The organism is Variovorax beijingensis (assembly GCF_007828835.1).
Taxonomy (GTDB): domain Bacteria; phylum Pseudomonadota; class Gammaproteobacteria; order Burkholderiales; family Burkholderiaceae_C; genus Variovorax; species Variovorax beijingensis_A.
In genome coordinates, this window is record NZ_VIVL01000004.1 from 237,193 (window position 1) to 260,513 (window position 23,321).

17 protein-coding genes are annotated in these 23,321 nt (G+C 66.4%); 14 read left to right on the forward strand and 3 right to left on the reverse strand.

The window, feature by feature from the left end:
* Positions 1-60 precede the first annotated feature (60 nt).
* Genes aceE through lpdA (FB547_RS14675) form a run of 4 tightly spaced genes read left to right on the forward strand, consistent with a single transcriptional unit; the run spans position 61 to position 6,913 of the window.
* Positions 61-2,775, forward strand: coding sequence for a pyruvate dehydrogenase (acetyl-transferring), homodimeric type (gene aceE / locus FB547_RS14660; protein ID WP_145743389.1), 2,715 nt, complete (start codon positions 61-63; stop codon positions 2,773-2,775).
* A 57-nt stretch (positions 2,776-2,832) separates the two neighbouring features.
* Positions 2,833-4,500, forward strand: a complete 1,668-nt coding sequence (gene aceF / locus FB547_RS14665) for a dihydrolipoyllysine-residue acetyltransferase (protein WP_145743391.1) — start codon at positions 2,833-2,835, stop codon at positions 4,498-4,500.
* Complete coding sequence (locus FB547_RS14670; RefSeq protein WP_124957650.1) at positions 4,497-5,090, forward strand: MFS transporter; 594 nt, start codon at positions 4,497-4,499, stop codon at positions 5,088-5,090. The genes aceF and FB547_RS14670 overlap by 4 nt, the downstream gene beginning before the upstream one ends.
* Positions 5,087-6,913 (forward strand): dihydrolipoyl dehydrogenase, encoded by a 1,827-nt coding sequence (gene lpdA / locus FB547_RS14675; protein ID WP_145743393.1) that lies wholly within the window; start codon positions 5,087-5,089, stop codon positions 6,911-6,913. The genes FB547_RS14670 and lpdA (FB547_RS14675) overlap by 4 nt, the downstream gene beginning before the upstream one ends.
* 85 nt (positions 6,914-6,998) lie before the next feature.
* Here lpdA (FB547_RS14675) and FB547_RS14680 read toward each other — a convergent pair whose 3' ends face one another.
* A complete protein-coding gene (locus tag FB547_RS14680; RefSeq protein WP_012747285.1) occupies positions 6,999-7,583 on the reverse strand; it encodes a C40 family peptidase in 585 nt (194 codons plus the stop codon).
* Between the two features lie 242 nt (positions 7,584-7,825).
* Between FB547_RS14680 and FB547_RS14685 the strand changes: the two genes are divergently transcribed.
* Positions 7,826-8,959 (forward strand): PQQ-dependent sugar dehydrogenase, encoded by a 1,134-nt coding sequence (locus FB547_RS14685; protein ID WP_145743395.1) that lies wholly within the window; start codon positions 7,826-7,828, stop codon positions 8,957-8,959.
* Between the two features lie 16 nt (positions 8,960-8,975).
* On the opposite strand, the gene FB547_RS14690 is transcribed toward FB547_RS14685, so the two are convergent.
* Positions 8,976-9,773, reverse strand: a complete 798-nt coding sequence (locus tag FB547_RS14690; protein ID WP_145743397.1) for an alpha/beta hydrolase — start codon at positions 9,771-9,773, stop codon at positions 8,976-8,978.
* 83 nt (positions 9,774-9,856) lie between these two features.
* Between FB547_RS14690 and FB547_RS14695 the strand changes: the two genes are divergently transcribed.
* From FB547_RS14695 to FB547_RS14725, 7 genes are all read left to right on the forward strand, one after another.
* Positions 9,857-10,459: an isochorismatase family protein gene (locus FB547_RS14695; protein WP_145743399.1), complete on the forward strand. Its 603-nt coding sequence runs from the start codon at positions 9,857-9,859 to the stop codon at positions 10,457-10,459.
* 113 nt (positions 10,460-10,572) lie between these two features.
* The gene (locus tag FB547_RS14700) at positions 10,573-12,510 is read left to right on the forward strand and encodes a propionate--CoA ligase (RefSeq protein WP_145743401.1); all 1,938 of its coding nucleotides are present in this window, start codon (positions 10,573-10,575) and stop codon (positions 12,508-12,510) included.
* Positions 12,511-12,688: 178 nt separating this feature from the next.
* A complete protein-coding gene (locus FB547_RS14705) occupies positions 12,689-15,565 on the forward strand; it encodes a 2-oxoglutarate dehydrogenase E1 component (protein WP_145743403.1) in 2,877 nt (958 codons plus the stop codon).
* Between the two features lie 55 nt (positions 15,566-15,620).
* Positions 15,621-16,880: a 2-oxoglutarate dehydrogenase complex dihydrolipoyllysine-residue succinyltransferase gene (gene odhB, locus FB547_RS14710; RefSeq protein WP_145743405.1), complete on the forward strand. Its 1,260-nt coding sequence runs from the start codon at positions 15,621-15,623 to the stop codon at positions 16,878-16,880.
* 14 nt (positions 16,881-16,894) lie between these two features.
* Entirely contained in the window at positions 16,895-18,325 is a 1,431-nt protein-coding gene (lpdA, locus tag FB547_RS14715; protein WP_145743407.1) for a dihydrolipoyl dehydrogenase, read from the forward strand.
* A 4-nt stretch (positions 18,326-18,329) separates the two neighbouring features.
* A complete protein-coding gene (gene zapE, locus FB547_RS14720; protein ID WP_145743408.1) occupies positions 18,330-19,433 on the forward strand; it encodes a cell division protein ZapE in 1,104 nt (367 codons plus the stop codon).
* Positions 19,430-20,101 (forward strand): hypothetical protein, encoded by a 672-nt coding sequence (locus tag FB547_RS14725; protein WP_145743410.1) that lies wholly within the window; start codon positions 19,430-19,432, stop codon positions 20,099-20,101. The genes zapE and FB547_RS14725 overlap by 4 nt, the downstream gene beginning before the upstream one ends.
* A 41-nt stretch (positions 20,102-20,142) precedes the next feature.
* Here FB547_RS14725 and FB547_RS14730 read toward each other — a convergent pair whose 3' ends face one another.
* On the reverse strand, positions 20,143-20,910 hold the full coding sequence (locus FB547_RS14730; protein WP_145743412.1) for a PP2C family protein-serine/threonine phosphatase: 768 nt from the start codon (positions 20,908-20,910) through the stop codon (positions 20,143-20,145).
* Between the two features lie 108 nt (positions 20,911-21,018).
* Between FB547_RS14730 and FB547_RS14735 the strand changes: the two genes are divergently transcribed.
* Both FB547_RS14735 and FB547_RS14740 read left to right on the forward strand, forming a co-directional pair.
* Positions 21,019-21,222 (forward strand): YdcH family protein, encoded by a 204-nt coding sequence (locus FB547_RS14735; protein WP_012747296.1) that lies wholly within the window; start codon positions 21,019-21,021, stop codon positions 21,220-21,222.
* Positions 21,219-23,285 (forward strand): ATP-dependent DNA helicase, encoded by a 2,067-nt coding sequence (locus FB547_RS14740; protein WP_145743414.1) that lies wholly within the window; start codon positions 21,219-21,221, stop codon positions 23,283-23,285. Before FB547_RS14735 ends, FB547_RS14740 begins: the two co-directional genes overlap by 4 nt.
* The last annotated feature ends 36 nt before the right edge of the window (positions 23,286-23,321 follow it).

A 23,321-nucleotide genomic window follows, 5' to 3' on the forward strand; every position in this document is an offset into this window, starting at 1 on the left:
CCCGCGCGGTGATCGAAGAGCGCACTAAATTACAGCCACAGCCCTAAAGGAGAGACAAGCATGTCGGCAAATCCCGAGAACCTGTTCGGCTCGGCCGCGAACGACGCGGACGCCCAGGAAACCCGTGAATGGATGGATGCACTGTCCTCCGTGATTCAAAGCGAGGGACCTGAACGGGCCCACTTCCTTCTCGAGCAACTGCTCGAACATGCACGGCAGCACAGCATCGACAAGCCGTTCTCCGCCAATACGGCCTACGTCAACACCATCGAGCCCGACCAGGAAGAGCGCTGCCCCGGCAACCTCGAGATCGAGGAGCGCCTGCGCGCCTACATGCGCTGGAACGCCATGGCGATGGTGGTCAAGGCCAACCGCCACCATCCGGCCGAAGGCGGCGACCTGGGCGGCCACATCGGCTCCTTCGCCTCGCTGGCCAACATGTTCGGTGCCGGCTTCAACCACTTCTGGCACGCCGAGAGCGAAAACCACGGCGGCGACTGCCTCTACATCCAGGGCCACGTCTCGCCCGGCATCTATGCCCGCGCCTACCTCGAAGGCCGCCTGAGCGAAGAGCAGCTGCTCAACTTCCGCCAGGAAGTCGACGGCAAGGGCCTCTCCAGCTACCCGCATCCGAAGCTGATGCCCGAGTTCTGGCAGTTCCCGACCGTCTCGATGGGCCTCGGCCCGCTGATGGCCATCTACCAGGCGCGCTTCCTCAAGTACCTGCATGCCCGCGGCATCGCCAACACCGAGAACCGCAAGGTCTGGGTGTTCTGCGGCGACGGCGAGATGGACGAAGTCGAATCGCTGGGTGCCATCGGCCTGGCCGCGCGCGAAGGCCTCGACAACCTGATCTTCGTCATCAACTGCAACCTGCAGCGCCTGGACGGTCCGGTGCGCGGCAACGGCAAGATCATCCAGGAGCTCGAAGGCGAGTTCCGCGGTTCGGGCTGGAACGTCATCAAGCTGATCTGGGGCAGCAACTGGGACCCGCTGATCGCGCGCGACAAGGAAGGCGCGCTGCGCAAGATCATGATGGAGACCAACGACGGCGACTACCAGGCCTTCAAGGCCAACGATGGCGCCTACGTCCGCAAGCATTTCTTCGGCCGCGATCCGCGCACGCTCGAGATGGTGTCCAAGATGAGCGACGACGACATCTGGCAGCTGCGCCGCGGCGGCCACGACTCGCAGAAGGTCTACGCGGCCTTCGACGCGGCCGTGAAGCACAAGGGCCAGCCCACGGTGCTCCTGATCAAGACGGTCAAGGGCTTCGGCATGGGCAAGATCGGCGAGGGCAAGAACAACGTCCACCAGACCAAGAAGCTCAGCGACGAGGACATCATGGCCTTCCGCGACCGCTTCAACATCCCGATCCCGGACAGCAAGATCGCCGACCTGCCGTTCTACAAGCCGGCCGACGACACGCCGGAAATGAAGTACCTGCACGAGCGCCGCAAGGCGCTGGGCGGCTACCTGCCGCACCGCCGCACCAAGGCCGACGAGAGCTTCACGGTGCCCTCGCTGGACACCTTCAAGTCGGTGATGGAGCCCACGGCCGAGGGCCGCGAGATCTCGACCACGCAGGCCTACGTGCGCTTCCTGACCCAACTCCTGCGCGACAAGGCGCTGGGCCCGCGCGTGGTGCCCATCCTGGTGGACGAGGCGCGCACCTTCGGCATGGAAGGCCTGTTCCGCCAGATCGGCATCTACAACCCCGCTGGCCAGCAGTACACCCCGGTCGACAAGGACCAGGTCATGTACTACAAGGAAGACAAGGCCGGCCAGATCCTGCAGGAAGGCATCAACGAGGCCGGCGGCATGTCGAGCTGGATCGCGGCGGCCACCTCGTACAGCACGAACAACCGCATCATGGTGCCGTTCTACGTGTACTACTCGATGTTCGGCTTCCAGCGCATCGGCGACCTGGCATGGGCGGCCGGCGACATGCAGGCGCGCGGCTTCCTGCTGGGCGGCACCTCGGGGCGCACCACGCTCAACGGCGAAGGCCTGCAGCATGAAGACGGCCACAGCCATATCCTGGCCAACACCATTCCGAACTGCGTGAGCTACGACCCGACCTTCGCGCACGAGGTGGGCGTGATCCTGCACCATGGCCTCAAGCGCATGGTCGAGAAGCAGGACAACGTCTACTACTACCTCACGCTGCTCAACGAGAACTACGCGATGCCCGGCCTGCAGCCAGGCACCGAGGAGCAGATCATCAAGGGCATGTACCTGTCCAGGCAGGGCCCGGCGCTCAAGGCCAAGTCGCCCACCGTGCAGCTGCTGGGCAGCGGCACGATCCTGCGCGAAAGCTTCGCCGCGCAGGAGCTGCTCGAAAAGGACTGGGGCGTTTCGGCCTCGGTGTGGAGTTGCCCGAGCTTCAACGAGCTGACACGCGACGGCCAGGACGCCGACCGCTGGAATCTTCTGCACCCGGACCAGGCGCCGCGCGTGCCCTTCGTGGCCGAGCAGCTCGCGCCCACGGCCGGCCCGGTGGTGGCATCGACCGACTACATGAAGGCCTACGCGGAACAGATCCGCCCCTTCATCCCGAAGGGCCGCAACTACAAGGTGCTGGGCACCGACGGCTTTGGCCGCAGCGATTTCCGCAACAAGCTGCGCGAGCACTTCGAAATCAACCGCCACTACATCGTGGTGGCTGCGCTCAAGGCATTGAGCGAAGATGGCACGGTGCCAGTGGCCAAGGTGGTCGAGGCGATCAAGAAGTACGGCATCAATGTCGACAAGGTCAACCCGCTTTACGCCTGAACATCAACAAGCAACAACCAACGAACGAACGGCGCCTCACGGCGGGAGACGAACAATATGGCAGCAGTGGAAGTCAAGGTGCCGGACATCGGCGATTTCGATGAAGTCGCGGTGATCGAGGTGCTCGTGAAGGTGGGCGACACGGTCAAGGCCGAGCAATCGCTCATCACCGTGGAATCGGACAAGGCGTCGATGGAGATCCCGTCGTCGACTGCCGGTGTGGTCAAGGAGCTGAAGGTCGAGGTCGGCAGCAAGGTGAAGGAGGGCTCGGTGGTGCTCGTGCTCGAGGCCGAGGGAGCGGGCGCCGCGCCGGCTCCCGCGCCTGCGCCTGCTGCCCCGGCGGCGGCCGCTCCGGCAGCCGCGGCGCCTGCACCGGCTGCCGCGCCGGCAGCATCGGGTCCGGTCGAAGTCAAGGTGCCCGACATCGGCGACTTCAAGGACGTCGCAGTCATCGAGCTGCTGGTGAAGCCCGGCGACACCATCGCGGCCGACCAGTCGCTGATCACGGTGGAATCGGACAAGGCCTCGATGGAGATTCCGTCGTCGTCGGCCGGCGTGCTCAAGGAGCTCAAGGTCAAGGTGGGCGACACGGTCAACGTCGGCGACCTGATCGCGATATTGGAAGGCTCGGCAGGTGCCGCGGCACCCGCGCCTGCCCAGGCTGCCGCTGCCACGCCTGCCGCAGCAACCGCCAGCGCACCCGCGCCGGCCGCTGCATCGCCGGCACCCGCTGCAAGCCCGGCTGCCGCAGCCGCGCCGCATGAGCCGACGGTCGCGCCCAGCGGCAACCTGCCGCATGCCTCCCCCTCGGTGCGCAAGTTCGCACGCGAACTCGGCGTGCCGCTCGAGGAGGTCAAGGGCTCCGGCCCCAAGGGCCGCATCACGCAGGAAGACGTCCAGAGCTTCACCAAGGCCGTGATGAGCGGCCAGGCCAGCACCAAGGCCTCGGCGGCCAAGGCGCCGGCCGGTGGCGGCGGCGCGGATGGCGCCGCGCTGGGCCTCATTCCCTGGCCCAAGGTCGACTTCACGAAGTTCGGCGCGGTCGAGCGCAAGGACCTCTCGCGCATCAAGAAGCTCAGCGGCGCCAACCTGCATCGCAACTGGGTGATGATCCCGCACGTCACCAACAACGACGAAGCCGACATCACGGAGCTCGAGGCCTTCCGCGTCTCCACCAACAAGGAGAACGAGAAGTCGGGCATCAAGGTCACGATGCTGGCCTTCGTGATCAAGGCCGTGGTGGCGGCGCTGAAGAAATTCCCCGACTTCAACGCCAGCCTCGACGGCGACCAGCTGGTCTACAAGCAGTACTTCCACATCGGCTTTGCGGCCGACACGCCCAACGGGCTGGTGGTGCCGGTGCTCAAGGATGCCGACAAGAAGGGCATCCTGCAGATCAGCCAGGAAATGGGCGAACTCGCCAAGAAGGCGCGCGACGGCAAGCTCGGCTCGGCCGACATGCAGGGCGGCTGCTTCTCGATCAGCTCGCTCGGCGGCATCGGCGGCACGCACTTCACGCCCATCATCAATGCCCCCGAAGTGGCCATCCTCGGCCTCTCCAAGGGGCAGATGAAGCCGGTGTGGGACGGCAAGCAGTTCGTGCCGCGCCTGACGCTGCCGCTGTCGCTGTCGTACGACCACCGCGTGATCGATGGTGCCCTGGCTGCGCGCTTCAACGCCTACCTGGGCCAGGTGCTCGCGGACTATCGCCGAATCCTGCTATGACCACCGTAGTGGCCGTCCGCAAGGGCGGCCAGGTCACGATGGCGGCGGATTCACTGGTGACCTTCGGCGACACGCGGCTTTCGCACCGCGCCGAGGCAAACCAGAAGATCTTCACCGTCGAGGATGCGGCGGGGCAGAGCCTGTTCGCCGTGGCCGGCGCCGCTGCGCACTTCCTGGTGCTGCAGCATGCGCTGGCCGCGCAGCCGCGCGAGGCGCTGCTGTTCGGCAGCAAGCACGAGATCTTCCGCACCTTCACGCTGCTGCATCCGGTGCTGAAGGACTCGTTCTTCATGCAGACCAAGGAAGACGAGCACGAGCCCTACGAGTCGAGCCAGTTCACGATGCTGATGGCCAACCAGAGCGGCATCTACGGCATCTACAGCTACCGCGAGGTGTTCGAGTTCAAGCAGTTCTGGAGCATCGGCTCGGGACGCAGCTTTGCGCTCGGCGCCATGCACGCGGCCTATGACATCAAGTCGCGCACATCGCGCGACGTGGCGGAGGCGGGCATCGCCGCCGCCTGCGAATTCGATCGCAATTCGGCCCCACCGGTCGACGTTCTCACACTCAAACTGAAAGTGTCCAAATGAGCGAACAACAAATCAAGGTGCCCGACATCGGCGACTTCGACGAAGTCGCGGTGATCGAGGTGCTGGTCAACGTCGGCGACACGGTCAAGGCCGAGCAGTCGCTGATCACGGTCGAATCGGACAAGGCCTCGATGGAAATTCCGTCGTCGGCGGCCGGCGTGGTGAAGGCGCTGGCCGTCAAGGTGGGCGACAAGGTCAGCGAAGGCTCGGTCGTGCTGACGCTGGAAGTCGACGGTGCTGCCGCGTCCGCGCCCGCAGCGGCCGTACCGGCGCCCGTAGCCGCGGCTCCTGCACCCAAGGCGGCACCCGCGCCGGCTCCCGCTTCGGCGGCCGTGGCGGTGTCGAGCTATGGCGGCAAGGTCGATGTCGAATGCGACGTGATCGTGCTCGGCGCCGGCCCCGGCGGTTACTCGGCTGCGTTCCGCGCGGCCGACCTGGGCCTCAAGGTGGTGCTGATCGAACGCTACGCCACGCTCGGCGGCGTGTGCCTGAACGTCGGCTGCATTCCTTCGAAGGCGCTGCTGCACGTGGCCTCGGTCATGGACGAAGTGAAGCACTTCGCCGACCTCGGCGTGAGCTTTGCCGCGCCCACGGTCGATCGCGCCAAGCTGCTCGGCCACAAGAACAAGGTGGTGGGCAAGCTCACCGGCGGCCTCACGGCCATGGCCAAGATGCGCAAGGTGACGGTGCTGCGCGGCGTCGGCAACTTCATCGACCCGTATCACCTCGAGGTGGAAGAAACCTCGGGCACCAGTTGGGACACTACCGGCAAGAAGCAGACCGTCAAGTTCCGCAACGCGATCATCGCGGCCGGTTCGCAGGCCGTGAGCCTGCCCTTCATGCCGAAGGACCCGCGCGTGGTCGATTCCACCGGCGCGCTCGAGATGGGCACCGACCCCAAGCGTATGCTGATCCTGGGCGGCGGCATCATCGGCCTCGAAATGGGCACGGTGTATTCCACGCTGGGCGCGCGGCTGGACGTGGTCGAGATGCTCGACGGCCTGATGCAGGGCGCAGACCGCGACCTCGTGAAGGTCTGGCAGAAGATGAATGCGCCGCGCTTCGACAACATCATGCTCAAGACCAAGACGGTGGGCGCCGAGGCCACGAAGGAGGGCATCAAGGTGAGCTTCGAGGGCGAGCAGGCACCCAAGGAGCCGCAGGTCTATGACCTGGTGCTGCAGGCGGTGGGCCGCAGCCCGAACGGCAAGAAGATCGGCGCGGAGAAGGCCGGCGTCGCGGTGAGCGACCGCGGCTTCATTCCGGTCGACATCCAGATGCGCACCAACGTGCCGCACATCTTCGCCATCGGCGACATCGTCGGCCAGCCGATGCTGGCGCACAAGGCGGTGCACGAGGCGCATGTGGCGGCCGAGGTGATAGCGGGCGAGCAGAAGGGCGACAAGGAGCTGTCGAGCGCCGCGTTCAACGCCCGCGTGATCCCGAGCGTGGCCTATACCGACCCCGAGGTGGCGTGGGTCGGGCTCACCGAGGACCAGGCCAAGGCCGAAGGCATCAAGATCAAGAAGGGCCATTTCCCGTGGACCGCTTCGGGCCGCGCCATCGCCAACGGCCGCGACGAGGGCTTCACCAAGCTGCTGTTCGACGCCCAGACGCATCGCATCCTGGGCGGCGGCATCGTCGGCACGCATGCCGGCGACATGATCGGGGAGATTGCGCTGGCCATCGAGATGGGCGCCGACGAGATCGACATCGGCAAGACCATCCATCCGCATCCGACGCTGGGCGAGAGCATCGGCATGGCGGCCGAGGTGGCGCACGGGACCTGTACCGATCTGCCGCCGGCCAAGAAGGCGGCCTGACCGGGGTTTCGGCCGGCCACAAAAAATCCCGCCGCGGCGGGATTTTTTTCGTCCTGATGGAGGACGCGAAGATCCGGGGAAAGGCTCAGTTGCCGGTGTGGGTTGCCGCAGTTGCCGCGGCCTTGATCTCGTCGTTCTGGGCGCCGCCGAGCACGCGGCGCGCGCCGTCGAAGCGGCGGCTCCAGTAGCTGCCGTTCATGTCTTCCACACGCACCTGGGCGCCCGTGCGCGGCGAGTGGATGAACTTGCCTTCGCCGACATAGATGCCGACATGGCTGAAGGCACGGCGCATGGTGTTGAAGAAGACCAGGTCGCCCGGCTTGAGCTGGCTGGGATCGATCTTCTCGGTGGCGGCTGCCTGCTCCTCGGCGCGGCGCGGCAGCACATGGCCGAGCGTCTGGTTGTACATCGCGCGAACGAAGCCGCTGCAATCAAAGCCGGATTCGGCCGAGTTGCCGCCGCGGCGATAGGGCACGCCGAGGAAGCCGATGGCGGTAACCACCAGATCGGAGGTTCGTTCAGCGACGGTTTGGCGGACCTGCCTGAGTTGTCCGATGATGCCCTTGTCGGCCAGCAACCGGGCCAGCTCGTCGTCGGTTCGGTCCTGTTGGGGGGCGGCCTGGACGGCGACGGCAAACAGGAGAGACGCGGGTAGGACGAAAAAACGCATGGCGCGTAGGATATTGATGACGCGCAGTTATGTCAACCTCATCCGAATTGGTGAATGTATCTTCAAGTCTTTGATTTGTTTGATTTTTTTTGATCCGATCAAAGAAAAAATGTAACGGCCGATCTTTATGAACCATAAGCGATTGGCTGAAGGCGAACTTTTGTACTCGCATTGGAGGGGGCGAACAGCCTGGATTCGCACTCCATTTCACGTCAAGATCGCACCAACTACCCGGAAAAGACATGAACCTGCGAATTCAGGAAGTTGGGCGCCTCCTGGGAAGGGCGGCCCTGGCGGCGGTTCTGGCCGTCGGGGGTGCCGCCACGGCGCAGATACGCCCGGAAACCATTTCAACCGGCCTCGAGAATCCGTGGGGCGTGGCCTTCTTGCCGGGCGGCCGTTTCGTGGTCACGGAGCGGGCCGGCCGGTTGCGGCTGATCGCTGCGGACGGCAAGATCGGCGCGCCCATTGCCGGCCTGCCGGCCATCGCGGCCGGCGGGCAGGGCGGCTTGCTCGACGTGGTGGCCGATTCGGGCTTCGACAAGAACCGCACGCTGTATTTCTGCTTCTCGGAACCTGCAGCCGGCGGCGGTGCGGGCAACGGCACGGCGCTGGCCAGCACCCAGCTTTCGGCCGACGGCACGCGGCTCGAGAACCTGAAAATCATCTTCAGCCAGCAGCCCAAGGTGGCCAGCCGCCACCATTTCGGCTGCCGCATCGTCGAGGCGCGCGACGGCACGCTGTTTCTCACGCTGGGCGAGCGGTTCAGCCGCAAGGAAGATGCGCAGAAGCTCGACAACCACCTTGGCAAGGTGGTGCGCATCGCCAAGGACGGATCGGCGCCCGGGGACAACCCCTTCGTCGGCCGGGCGGGCGCGCTGCCCGAGATCTGGAGCTATGGCCACCGCAACGGACAGGGCGCAGCGCTCGCGCCCGATGGCCGCTTCTGGATGACCGAGCACGGTCCGCAGGGCGGCGACGAGATCAACATCCCGCAGGCCGGCCGCAACTACGGCTGGCCGGTGATCACCTACGGCGAGAACTATGGCGGCGGAAAGATCGGCGAGGGCATCACGGCGAGGGATGGCATGGAACAGCCGTTGCACTACTGGGTGCCGTCGATCGCGCCCTCGGGCATGGCTTTTCTTACCAGCGACCGCTACGGTGCGGCATGGAAGGGCAACCTGTTCGTGGGTTCGCTCAAGTTCGGCTATCTCGACCGCATCGAGCTGAAGGACGGCAAGGTGGTGGCCGAGCACAAACTGCTGGCCGACGACCGGGCCCGCATTCGCGATGTGAAGCAGGGGCCGGACGGCCTGCTCTACGTGCTGACTGACGAATCCGACGGCAAGCTGCTGCGCCTGCGGCCGAACTGAGGCCCGCCTCCAGCCCTCAGCCGGGGCAGCCCGGCAGCGGCAAAGTCGGCAGCATGCGGCGCCAGAGCCGCGTCCACTCGGGCCAGTCGTGGCCGCCTTCGGTCGTGAAGACGCGGCCCGCGGGCAGCGCGGCCGCCAGCAGCCGATGGCTGAAGGCAAAGCGGTCGTCGGTGCCATAGCCCAGGTAGAGCGGCGGCCGCGGCCCGAAGGTGGCGGTGGCGCCGACGTAGCCGCGCAGCCACTGCCACAGCTGGGTCTCGTTCGGCGTTCGCGGGTCGCTGCCCGGCGGATCGCCCAGCGGCCCGGTCCAGCGGGCAAGGCCGCCGGCATTGGCAATGTCGGTGCCCAGCGTGCGTTCTCCGAGATAGGGCGCAATGGCGACGATGCCCGCGAGTTCGCCGGGATGGGTCTGCGCGTAGAGCAGCCCGCCGAAGCCGCCGACCGAAATGCCGACGATCCAGATGGCCTTGTAGCCCTGGCTGCGCGCCGGCGCGATCACGTCCCGCTGCAGGCGGTCGAGGATGGTCTTGCCGTTGTAGTAGCCAAGGTGCGCGTCGACCCGCACCACGTCCACCGCGAGCCTGTTGTCGTTCAGGGCCTCGATGAAGCCTTCGCGCTCGAATTCGTCCGGGTGCGAGTACGCGCCGGGCAGCATCACGATCAGCGTGTCGGCGTTCGGCGTGCAGCGGCTCTTCTCGAGCGTGCGCTCCAGCGGCGCCTTGGCGGTGCGCAGGCCGCCGCATCCGGTCGCCACGAGCGCCGCGCCAAGGGCCAGAATCGGCAAATGGCGCCGGGCCGAAAAGAAGATCCGCATCCGACCGGAGTCTAGAGAGATACGTGCCCTTTCGGTGGTACGGTCTGGCCCCATCAATTCCATCTGAATGAAAGAACCGGTTCATGCTGCTCGACGCCTCGCTTTCCCAACTCGTCCTGGTCGACTTCCAGGCGCGGCTGATGCCGTCGATCTTCGAGGGCGAAGCGGTCGCGCAGAACGCGGTGCGGCTCGGCAGGATGGCCCAGCTGTTCCAGGTGCCGGTGTGGGGCACCGAGCACAACCCCTCCAAGCTCGGCGAAAACGTGCCCGACATCCGCGCGCTGTGCCAGCGCACCCTGTCGAAGATGCATTTCAGCGGCGTGGAGGAGGGCCTTGGCGAATGGCTGCGCGTGCCGGCGAAGGCGCCGCAGGGCAATGCCCGCAGCCTGCCCAAGCACCTGCAGAAGCCTGCTGCGGCCGCCGAAGAGCGCAATTCCATCGTGATTGCCGGCTGCGAAGCCCATGTCTGCCTGCTGCAGACTGCGCTCGACCTGCTGGAGGATGAATTCGAAGTCTGGGTCGTCACCGATGCCTGCAGTTCGCGCACCGAGCGCAACCGCGACGCCGCCTTCGACCGGCTGGCCGGTGCGGGGGCTGAACTCGTGACGACCGAGATGGTCGGCTTCGAATGGCTGCGCACGGCGGAGCACCCCGCGTTTTCCGAACTGCTCGCCCTGATCCGATAGCCGCGGCCGGCGGCGCACCACAAGGGCTCGGCCGGATTGTTCCGGCCGTCAGCTTGCTGCAAGATCGGTCTCCATAATTATGAATTCAGTTTTGGCGATGCCGCCAGGGCCGGATGAATAACAGGAGACATATCCAGATGAGCCGCTACGAAGAGTTCTATCGCCAGTCCGTCGATGCGCCCGAGGCCTTCTGGGCCGAGCAGGCGAAGCTGATCGACTGGCAGACCCCCGCAGAGCAGATCCTCGACGCGAGCCAGCCGCCCTTTGCGCGCTGGTTCGTGGGCGGCACCACCAACCTGTGCCACAACGCGGTCGACCGGCACCTGGCCACGCGCGGCGACCAGCCTGCGCTGATCTTCGTTTCCACCGAAACCGGGGTGGAGAAGAGTTACAGCTTCAAGGAACTGCACGCCGAAGTGCAGCGCACCGCCGCCAGCCTGATCGAACTGGGCGTGGGGAAGGGCGACCGCGTGCTCATCTACATGCCGATGATTCCCGAGGCCGCCTTCGCGATGCTGGCCTGCGCGCGCATCGGCGCCATCCACTGCGTGGTGTTCGGCGGATTCGCGAGCGGCTCGCTGGCCACGCGCATCGAGGACGCCGAGCCCAAGGTGGTGGTGAGCGCGGACGCCGGCTCGCGCGGCGGCAAGGTCATTGCGTACAAGCCGCTGCTCGACGAGGCGATCCGGCTGTCGAAGTACAAGCCGGCCGCGCTGCTGCTCACCGACCGCGGCCTGGCCCCCATGGACCTGACGGCCGGCCGCGACCACCTGGCCGGCGAACTCCGGCAAAAGCACCTCGACGCCGAGGTGCCATGCACCTGGCTGGCCGCCACCGACATCAGCTACACCATCTACACCAGCGGCACCACCGGCAAGCCCAAGGGCGTGCAGCGCGACGTCGGCGGCTATGCCGTGGCGCTGGCCGCGAGCATGAAGCACATCTTCGACGGCCGGCCTGGCGAAACCTACTTCTCGACCAGCGACATCGGCTGGGTGGTGGGCCACAGCTACATCGTCTACGGTCCGCTGATCGCCGGCATGGCCACCCTCATGTACGAGGGCCTGCCCACGCAGGGCATCGACCGGCAGCCCGACGGCGGCATCTGGTGGCGCCTGGTCGAGAAATACAAGGTGACGGTGATGTTCAGCGCACCCACCGCGGTGCGCGTGCTCAAGAAGCAGGATCCGGCGCTGCTGAAGAAATACGACCTGTCGAGCCTGCGCGCTCTGTTTCTTGCCGGCGAGCCGCTCGACGAGCCCACCGCGCGCTGGATCAGCGAAGGCCTGGGCGTGCCCATCATCGACAACTACTGGCAGACCGAGTCGGGCTGGCCGATGATCACCATTGCCAACGGCGTCGAGGCCAAGCCCAGCAAGTTCGGCAGCCCCGGTGTCCCGATGTATGGCTACCGCATCAAGATCCTGCACGAATCGACCGGCGAGGAATTGACCGCCCCCAATGAAAAGGGCGTGGTCGTGGTCGAAGGCCCGACCCCGCCCGGCTTCATGCAGACGGTGTGGAAGGACGATGCGCGCTTCGTCGACACCTACTGGAAGAGCGTGCCGGGCAGGATGGTCTATTCGACCTTCGACTGGGGCATTCGCGACGAGGACGGCTACTTCTACATCCTCGGGCGCACCGACGACGTGATCAACGTGGCCGGCCACCGCCTGGGCACCCGCGAGATCGAGGAGAGCATCTCGGGCCACGCCAACGTGGCCGAAGTGGCGGTGGTGGGTGTGGCCGATGCGCTCAAGGGCCAGGTGGCAATGGCTTTCGTGGTGCCGAAGGACGGCATCGCCGTGACCGACACCGATGCGGCGCTGAAGCTCGAAGGCGAGCTCATGAAGGTGGTGGCCGACCAGCTCGGTGCGCTGGCGCGGCCCGCGCGGGTGCGCTTCGTCTCGGGCCTGCCCAAGACCCGCAGCGGCAAGCTGCTGCGGCGCGCCATCCAGGCCGTGTGCGAACAGCGCGATCCGGGCGACCTGACCACCATCGACGACCCTGCCACCCTGCAGCAGATCAGGCAGCTGGTTTCTTCCGCCTGAGTGAGCAAAGCGGGCCTTGCGAAGCCGCGTCGAGCCGTCATATGTTTGACGTGGCACAATGCGAAGGTACTCAGGCCCTTCCCCAGCCACAGTCGCATCCGCCAACCGGTTCAGCCGTGTCGCGGAAGGTTTCTTAACCAGCTAGTGCTTCCTTCAGGGAAGCGAAGGTCAGCGGATCATGAGCGATTCCTCAAAGCCCACGGCGTATGCCGCGTATCAGGGCAACACGTACCTCTTCGGCGGCAATGCGCCCTATGTCGAGGAGATGTACGAAAACTACCTTTCCAATCCCGGCAGCGTGCCTGACAACTGGCGTTCGTATTTCGACGCCCTGCAGAACGTGCCCGCGGTCGATGGCTCCAACACCAGGGACGTTCCGCACCAGCCGGTGATCAACGCTTTCGCCGAACGCGCGAAGCAGGGCACCACCAAGGTCGTGCAGGCCAGCGGCGCGGATTCCGAGCTCGGCCGCAAGCGCACCGCCGTCCAGCAGCTGATCGCCGCCTACCGCAACGTCGGCGCCCGCTGGGCCGACCTGGACCCGCTCAAGCGCGCCGAGCGCCCGGCCATCCCGGAACTCGAGCCCTCGTTCTACGGCTTCACCGATGCCGACCTCGAGACGGTGTTCAACACCAGCAACACCTTCTTCGGCAAGGAGACCATGTCGCTGCGCGACCTGCTCAATGCCTTGCGCGAAACGTACTGCGGCACCATCGGCGCCGAGTACATGTACACCACCGACCAGAATCACAAGCGCTGGTGGCAGCAGAAGCTCGAAAGCGCCCGCACCAATCCGCAGCTGACCGCCGAGCAGAAGAAGCACGTGCTCAACCGGCTGACCGCGGCCGAAGGCCTCGAGCGCTTCCTGCACACCAAGTACGTGGGCCAGAAGCGCTTCTCGCTCGAAGGCGGCGAGAGCTTCATCGTCTCGATGGACGAGCTGATCAACCAGGCCGGCATCAAGGGCGTGCAGGAGATCGTGATCGGCATGGCCCACCGCGGGCGCCTCAACGTGCTGGTCAACTCGCTCGGCAAGATGCCGGCCGACCTGTTCGCCGAGTTCGACCACACCGCTCCTGAAGACCTGCCCAGCGGCGACGTCAAGTACCACCAGGGCTTCAGCTCGGACGTGACCACGCCCGGCGGACCGGTACACCTGAGCCTGGCCTTCAACCCCTCGCACCTCGAGATCGTGAACCCCGTGGTCGAAGGCTCGGTGCGCGCCCGCATGGACCGCCGCGCCGACCCGCAGGGCAAGCAGGTGCTGCCCGTGCTCGTGCACGGCGACGCCGCCTTCGCGGGCCAGGGCGTCGTGATGGAAACGCTGGCGCTGGCCGAGACCCGTGGCTACTTCACGGGCGGCACGGTGCACATCGTGATCAACAACCAGATCGGCTTCACCACCAGCGACCCGCGCGACAGCCGCTCGACGCTGTATTGCTCGGACATCGTCAAGATGATCGAGGCGCCGGTGCTGCACGTGAACGGCGACGATCCCGAGGCCGTGGTGCTCGCCACCCAGCTCGCGCTCGAATTCCGCATGGAGTTCCAGAAGGACGTGGTGGTCGACATCATCTGCTTCCGCAAGCTGGGCCACAACGAGCAGGACACCCCCTCGCTCACGCAGCCGCTCATGTACAAGAAGATCGCCCAGCACCCCGGCACGCGCAAGCTGTACGCCGACAAGCTGGCGACGCAGGGCCTGGGCGAAACGCTCGGCGACGACATGGTCAAGGCCCAGCGCGCCGCCTTCGACGAAGGCCGCAACACGGTCGACCCGGTGCTCACGAACTTCAAGAGCAAGTACGCCGTCGACTGGAATCCGTACCTCAACAAGAAGTGGACCGACGCCGGCGACACCGCCATTCCGTCCAGCGAGTGGAAGCGCCTGGCCGAGAAGATCACCACGGTGCCGGCCGGCTTCACGGTGCACCCGCTCGTGAAGAAGGTGCTGGACGACCGCGCCGCCATGGGCCGCGGCGACGTGAATGTCGACTGGGGCATGGGCGAGCACATGGCCTTTGCCTCGCTGGTGGCCAGCGGCTACCCGGTGCGCCTGTCGGGCGAGGACAGCGGCCGCGGCACGTTCACGCACCGCCACGCCGTGCTGCACGACCAGAACCGCGAGAAGTTCGACGAAGGCACCTACACGCCGCTGCAGAACGTGGCCGAGAACCAGGCGCCGTTCGTCGTGATCGACTCGATCCTGTCGGAAGAAGCCGTGCTCGCGTTCGAATACGGCTACGCCTCGAACGACCCGAACACGCTCGTGATCTGGGAAGCCCAGTTCGGCGACTTCGTGAACGGCGCGCAGGTGGTGATCGACCAGTTCATCGCCTCGGGCGAAGTGAAGTGGGGCCGCGTCAACGGCCTGACCATGATGCTGCCGCACGGCTACGAAGGCCAGGGCCCCGAGCACAGCTCGGCGCGCCTCGAGCGCTTCATGCAGCTGAGCGCCGACACCAACATGCAGGTGGTGCAGCCGACCACGGCCAGCCAGATCTTCCACGTGCTGCGCCGCCAGATGGTGCGCAACCTGCGCAAGCCGCTGATCATCATGACGCCGAAGTCGCTGCTGCGTAACAAGGACGCGACCTCGCCGCTGTCCGAGTTCACCAAGGGCGGCTTCCAGACGGTCATCCCGGACAGCAAGGGCCTGAAGGCCGAGAAGGTCAAGCGCCTGATCGCCTGCTCGGGCAAGGTCTACTACGACCTGGCCAAGAAGCGCGAAGAAAAGGGCGATGACGACGTGGCGATCATCCGCGTCGAGCAGCTCTATCCGTTCCCGCACAAGGCTTTCGCCGCCGAGATCAAGAAGTACCCGAACCTCGCCGACGTGGTCTGGTGCCAGGACGAGCCGCAGAACCAGGGCGCCTGGTTCTTCGTGCAGCACTACATCCACGAAAACATGCAGGAAGGCCAGAAGCTCGGCTACTCCGGCCGTGCCGCTTCGGCATCGCCCGCGGTCGGCTACTCGCACCTGCACCAGGAACAGCAGAAGGCGCTCGTCGATGGCGCATTTGGCAAGCTCAAGGGCTTCGTGCTGACCAAGTAATTACAAGCCTCTTTTTCACACGAACACCTGAAGAACAAAACGGAGCCCACTCCAAATGTCTATCGTAGAAGTCAAAGTCCCCCAGCTTTCCGAATCCGTGGCCGAAGCCACCATGCTCACCTGGAAGAAGAAGGCCGGCGAAGCCGTCGCCGTCGATGAAATCCTGATCGAGATCGAGACCGACAAGGTCGTGTTGGAAGTGCCCGCGCCCTCGGCCGGCGTGCTGGCCGAAATCGTGCAGCCCGATGGCGCCACCGTGGTGGCCGATCAGCTGATCGCGAAGATCGACACCGAAGGCAAGGCAAGTGCCGCAGCGCCTGCAGCAGCACCCGCTGCCGCCCCGGCTGCCGCGGCACCTGCGCCCGCAGCGGCGGCCGCCGCCACTGGCGGTGCGAAGTCGGACGTTGCCATGCCTGCCGCCGCCAAGCTGCTGGCCGACAACAACCTCAAGACCAGCGATGTCGCCGGTACCGGCAAGGACGGCCGCGTCACCAAGGGCGACGTGCTCGGTGCAGTCGCTTCGGGCGCCAAGCCTGCGGCCACCGTGGCCGCACCGGCCGCCAAGCCCGCGCTGCCACAGGTTGTCGCACCCGCCAGCGCGCCCGACCTGGGCGAGCGCCCCGAGCAGCGCGTGCCGATGAGCCGCCTGCGCGCCCGCATCGCCGAGCGCCTGATCCAGTCGCAGTCGACCAACGCCATCCTCACGACCTTCAACGAGGTCAACATGGCGCCCGTCATGGAACTGCGCAAGCGCTTCCAGGACAGCTTCACCAAGGAGCACGGCGTGAAGCTCGGCTTCATGAGCTTCTTCGTGAAGGCCGCGGTGCATGCGCTCAAGAAGTACCCGGTGATCAACGCCTCGGTCGATGGCAACGACATCCTGTACCACGGCTACTTCGACATCGGCATTGCCGTCGGTTCGCCGCGCGGCCTCGTGGTGCCCATCCTGCGCAACGCCGACCAGATGAGCTTTGCCGACATCGAGAAGAAGATCGCCGAATACGGCAAGAAGGCGCAGGACGGCAAGCTGGGCATCGAAGAGATGACCGGCGGCACCTTCTCCATCTCGAACGGCGGGACCTTCGGTTCGATGCTCTCGACGCCGATCATCAACCCGCCCCAGTCGGCGATCCTCGGCGTGCATGCCACCAAGGACCGCGCCGTGGTCGAGAACGGCCAGATCGTCATCCGTCCGATGAACTACCTCGCCATGAGCTACGACCACCGCATCATCGACGGCCGCGAGGCCGTGCTGGGCCTGGTGGCCATGAAGGAAGCGCTCGAAGATCCGTCGCGCCTGCTGTTCGACATCTGAGGGGAAAGAATCAGATGGCCAACAAACAATTCGACGTCATCGTCATCGGCGGCGGCCCCGGCGGCTACATCGCCGCGATCCGCGCGGCGCAACTGGGCTTCAACGTGGCCTGCATCGACGAGTGGAAGAACGGCAAGGGCGGCCCGGCACCGGGCGGCACCTGCACTAACGTCGGCTGCATTCCGTCCAAGGCGCTGCTGCAATCGTCGGAGCACTTCGAGCAGGCCGGCCACCACTTCGCCGACCATGGCATCAAGGTCGAAGGCCTGGGGCTGGACCTCGACAAGATGCTGGCCCGCAAGGACCAGGTCGTGAAGCAGAACAACGACGGCATCCTGTACCTGTTCAAGAAGAACAAGATCAGCTTCTTCCATGGCCGCGGCTCGTTCGTGAAGGCGGGCGAAGCCGGCTACGAGATCAAGGTCGCGGGCGCCGCCGAAGAGTCGATCGACGGCAAGCACATCATCGTGGCCACGGGCTCCAACGCCCGCGCGCTGCCGGGTGCGCCGTTCGACGAGGAGAACATCCTCTCGAACGACGGCGCGCTGCGCATCGGCGCGGTGCCGAAGAAGCTGGGCCTGATCGGCTCGGGCGTCATCGGCCTCGAAATGGGTTCGGTGTGGCGCCGCCTCGGCGCCGAAGTCACGGTGCTCGAAGCGCTGCCGACCTTCCTCGGCGCGGTCGACGAGCAGATCGCCAAGGAAGCCAAGAAGGCCTTCGACAAGCAGAAGCTCAAGATCGAACTCGGCGTGAAGGTCGGCGAGATCAAGTCGTCGAAGAAGGGCGTGAGCGTGGCCTGGACCAACGCCAAGGGCGAGGCCCAGGTGCTGGAAGTCGACAAGCTGATCGTCTCGATCGGCCGCGTGCCCAACACCATCGGCCTGAATGCCGAAGCCGTGGGCCTGAAGCTCGACGAGCGCGGCGCCATTGCCGTGGACGACGACTGCAAGACCAGCCTGCCCAACGTCTGGGCCATCGGCGACGTGGTGCGCGGCCCGATGCTCGCGCACAAGGCCGAGGAAGAGGGCGTTGCCGTGGCGGAGCGCATTGCGGGCCAGCACGGCCACGTCAACTTCAACACCGTGCCGTGGGTGATCTACACCAGCCCCGAGATCGCGTGGGTCGGCCAGACCGAGCAGCAGCTCAAGGCCGCGGGCCGCGCCTACAAGGCCGGCACCTTCCCGTTCCTCGCGAACGGCCGCGCGCGCGCACTGGGCGACACGACCGGCATGGTCAAGTTCCTGGCCGACGCGGGCACGGACGAGATCCTGGGCGTGCACATCGTGGGCCCGCAGGCCAGCGAGCTGATCTCCGAGGCCGTGGTGGCGATGGAATTCAAGGCGAGCGCCGAGGACATCGCGCGCATCTGCCATGCGCACCCGTCGCTGTCGGAAGCCACGAAGGAAGCGGCACTGGCCGTGGACAAGCGCACGCTGAACTTCTGATCCATTGACCACCAGCGTCAAACAGGCCTATGAGGCGGAACTCGCCGTGCGCGGGTTCCAGAGCGATCCCGCGCAACTGCGCGCCGTGGAAGCGCTGGATCGCTGCGCGCGGGAGTGGGCCGAGTACAAGGCCCAGCGCTCCAACGCGCTGAAGAAGTTCATCAACCGGCCCGAGCTGCCGCGCGGCGTCTACATGTACGGTGGCGTCGGGCGGGGCAAGAGCTTCCTGATGGACCTGTTCTTCAACGCGGTGCCGCTCAGACGCAAGACCCGGCTGCACTTCCACGAGTTCATGCGCGAGGTGCACCGCGAACTGCGCGAGCTGCAGGGCACGGTCAACCCGCTCGACGAGCTGGGGCTGCGCATCTCCAAGCGCTACAAGCTGATCTGCTTCGACGAATTCCACGTGGCGGACATCACCGACGCGATGATTCTTCATCGCCTGCTGGTGGCGCTGTTCGAGAACGGCGTGGGCTTTGTCACCACCTCCAACTTCAAGCCCGACGATCTTTACCCCGGCGGGCTGCACCGCGACCGCATCCTGCCCGCGATCGCGCTGCTCAACCAGAAGCTCGAGGTGCTGAGCGTGGACAACGGCACCGACTACCGGCGCCGTACGCTCGAGCAGCTGCGCATGTACCTGACGCCGAACGATGCCTCGGCCGAAAAGGAGATGCGCAAGGCCTTCGACCGGTTGGCCGAAACGGCCGATGAAAACCCGGTCCTGCACATCGAGCAGCGCGAGATCCGCGCCAGGCGCAAGGCCGGCGGCGTGGTCTGGTTCGACTTCAAGACGCTGTGCGGCGGACCGCGTTCGCAGAACGACTATCTGGAGATCGCCAGCCAGTTCCACACGGTGCTGCTGTCCGACGTGCCGCACATGCCGGTGCGCATGGCCTCCGAAGCGCGCCGTTTCACCTGGCTGGTCGACGTCTTGTACGACCGGCGCGTCAAGCTCATCATGTCGGCCGAGGTACCGCCGGAGGCGTTGTACACCGAAGGGCCGCTTGCGCATGAATTCCCGCGAACGGTTTCCAGGCTCACCGAAATGCAATCGAGCGAGTTCCTCTCGCTGGAACGCCGTATCGTCGACACTCGACTGACATGAAAAAAATTGTTCTTGCCATGCTGATGGCCTTGGGCAGCCTGCCGCTCTGGGCACAGTCCAACGCGGCCGCGGGCAATGCGAACTTCGAAGCGGAGCGCAGCCGGCTGGCCGCCGAGCGCGCGGCCATCGACGCGCGCTTCGAAAAGGAGCGGGCCGCCTGCTACCAGAAGTTCGCGGTCGAGGACTGCCTGCGCGACAGCCGCAAGCGCCGCCGCGTCGAGACCGACCACATCAAGCGCCAGGAAACGGCCATCAACGACATCGAGCGCCAGCGCCGTGGCGCGGCCGAGCTCGAGAAGCTCGACCAGAAGGCCGCCACGCGGCGCCCGCAGGACACGCCCGAGAAGCAGGAAGAGGCTAAAAAAGCCCAGCAGGACCGCGAGCAGCGCGCGGCCGACCATGCGGCGAGCCGCGCCACGACGGCGGCCGAGGCCGACGAGCGCCGGCGCCAGTTCGAGGCCAAGCAGAAGGCCCACGCCGACGAGCAGGCCAAGGCCGCCCAGCGGCGCGCCGAGGCACCGGCGGCGGTCGAGCGCTTCGAAAGCAAGCAGCAAAAGGCGGCCGAGCACCGGGCCAGCCGCGAGCGGCAGAACGCCGAACGCACCAAGCCGCGCGGTGCACCCTTGCCCCCGCCGCCGGCATCGCCTGCTTCGGCGCCCAGCCGCTGAGCCGCCCACCTCGCCGGGCGAGCGTCCTGCGGCGGCGGTGCTCAGCCTTGCGGAAGCGCTTCGAGCTTCAGCACCACGATCGAGATGTTGTCGCCCGTGCCGCGCGCCCGGCGGCGCGCTTCTCCCACCAGGATTTCCACCGCTTCGCGCGGCGGTTCCGCATACAGGACGCTGGCCAGCTCTTCGGGGCTGAAGTAGTGCCAGAGCCCGTCGCTGCAGGCCATCAGCAGGTCGCCCGGCTGCATTGCGGGAATGTAGTGCGGCTCGACGGGCGGGGGCGTCGTGGTCATGCCCAGGCATCCGAGGAGGATGTTGCCCTTGGGATGGACATTGGCCTCGGCCTCGGTGATTTCGCCGCGGTCGATGAGCACCTGGACATAGGAATGGTCGCGCGTGCGCCTGACGAGCTCGCCGTTCTGGAAGTGATAGATGCGCGAGTCGCCGGCATGGATCCAGGCGCAGTCGCCCCTGGGGTTCATCAGAAAGGCGGCGAGCGTGCTGTGGGGTTCCTGCTCGCTCGACAGGGCCGTGAGCTTGATGACGGTGTGCGCATCCTCCAGCAGCTGCCGCAGCACGGCCGCGGAGCTGTCGCGGTCGGGGTGGTAGCGCGTGAACAGCTGGCGCGCCGTCATCAGCACCTGGTCGGAGGCCTTGCGCCCGCCGCTGCGCCCGCCCATGCCGTCGGCAATGATGCCCAGCATGCAGCCGGGCACGCGCGGATGGCTCATCATCAGGACCTGGTCCTGCTGATAAGGGCGATCTCCCTTGTGGAGACCGGTGGCGGCGGCAAGCCGAAAGCCTTGTGTCATGAGCGCAAATGCGCCAATGGCGCGCCTTCTGTCTTCTCGTGGATTCGTAGCAGGACGTATTATCGAGTGAACACGAGCTGTGGGCGGAATACGTTCGCAGCGCCAACGTTGGACTCCAATCTTCACTCCCTTTCCCGCCAATTGATCGAGCTGCGCATCGAACACGCCGACCTCGACGCCACCATCGACCGCCTGGCCGAAGCTTCGCCGCAGGACGAGCTGCTGCTGCGGCGCCTGAAGAAGCGCCGGCTTGCGCTGCGCGACCAGATCACGCGGCTCGAGAACGTGCTCGATCCGAAAGAACCCGCGTGAGCAAAACACTCGAGGACAAGGTGCGCGACGCCTTCGCGCAGGGCGGCGTCCTGTCGCGTGCCGCCGAGCAGTTCCGCGAGCGCTCGGGGCAGACCGAAATGGCGCTGGCCGTTGCCCGCACCATCGAGGACGGCGGCGTGCTGGTGGTCGAGGCCGGCACCGGCGTGGGCAAGACCTTTTCCTACCTCGTTCCGGCATTGCTGAGCGGCGAGCGCGTGCTGCTGTCGACCGCCACCAAGACCCTGCAGGACCAATTGTTCGGCCGCGACCTGCCGCGCCTGGTCGAGGCGCTCGAACTGCCGGTGCGAACGGCGCTGCTCAAGGGGCGCGCGAGCTATCTGTGCCTGCACCGGCTCGACCTGGCGCGCCACGATGCGTCGCTGCCGGAGCGCGGCAGCCTGCGAACGCTTGCCAAGATCGAGCAGTGGTCCAAGGCCACGCGAACCGGCGACCTGGCCGAGCTGCCCGGGCTGGACGAGCGCTCGCCGCTCATCCCCCTGATCACCTCCACGCGCGAGAACTGCCTGGGCGCCCAGTGCCCGCAGTTCAAGCCCTGCCACGTCAACCTGGCGAGGCGCGAGGCGCTGGCGGCCGACGTGGTGGTCATCAACCATCACCTGTTCTTCGCCGATCTTGCGGTGCGCGAGACCGGCATGGCGGAATTGCTGCCGACCGTGAGCGTGGTCGTGTTCGACGAGGCCCACCAGCTCAACGAAACCGGCGTGCAGTTCCTGGGCGCGCAGCTCGGCAGCGGGCAGGCCCTGGACTTCGCGCGCGACCTGCTTGGTGCGGGCTTGCAGCATGCGCGCGGACTGGTCGACTGGCAGCAGCTGGTGGCGGCCGTCGAACGCGCCGCGCGCGAGCTGCGCCTTGCGGTCGGCAAGCAGTGGCCCGGCACCAAGCTGCGCTGGGTGGGGCCGTCGCCGGAAGGCATCGATGCGCAGGCCTGGCAGGGCGCACTCGAAGCCCTGCAGCATGCCTTTGAAATGGCCGCCGAAGGACTCGACACCGTCAGCGAGATATCGCCCGATTTCGTGCGCCTGTACGAACGGGCGCAGCAGCTCGCCAAGCGCGCGGCACGCTTCGCTCTGCCCTGCGAAACCGATTCGGTGCGCTGGGTCGACGTGGGCACGCAACTGCGCCTGGTCGAATCGCCGCTCGACATTGCCGAGGCCATGCGCACGCGCGTGCTCAAGATTGGCAGCGGTGCTGCCCATGAAGACGGCGATGAGGAAGAGAGCCGCGAAGGCCGTGCAGCGCCGGAAGACAACGGACGCGCCTGGGTCTTCACCTCCGCCACGCTGGGCGACGAACCCACGCTGCGCTGGTTCACCGAGCCGTGCGGCCTGGGCGATGCGCAGGTGCTGCGGGTGCAGAGCCCGTTCGACTATGCCGCGCAGGCCGGGCTCTATGTGCCGCGTGCCTTTCCCAAGCCCAACGATGCCGCCCACAGCACGCGGGTTGCGCAGCTGGCCGCGCGCGGCGCCGCCGAGCTCGGCGGCCGGACCCTGGTGCTGACGACCACGCTGCGCGCGCTGCGCGCGATCGGCGACGAAATGAAGCAGCAGTTCGAGCGGCTCGAAGCGGACGTGCGGCCCGAGGTGCTGGTACAGGGCGAACTGCCCAAGCGCGTGCTCATGGACCGCTTCCGCGAAGGCGCGGAGGGTGGGCGCGCCGGCTGCGTGCTGGTGGCATCCGCATCGTTCTGGGAGGGCTTCGATGCGCCCGGGGACGCATTGCAGCTGGTGGTGATCGACAAGCTGCCGTTCCCTCCGCCCAACGACCCGCTGGTCGAGGCGCGCTCGCAGCGTCTTGAAGCCCAGGGACGCAGTTCATTCAGCGACTACTCGCTGCCCGAGGCGGCCGTGGCGCTGAAGCAGGGGGCAGGGCGGTTGATCCGCCGCGAAACGGACTGCGGCGTGCTTGCCATTTGCGACACCCGCCTGGTTGCCATGGGCTATGGCCGGCGGCTGCTGGCCGCGCTGCCGCCGATGCGCAGGCTGGAAAGCGAAGCCGACTTCGAGGCGGCGATCGGCGAACTCAGGAATTCGCTCTCGGCCTGAAGGGCGCAGACGAAAAAAAAAGCCCCGAAGGGCTTT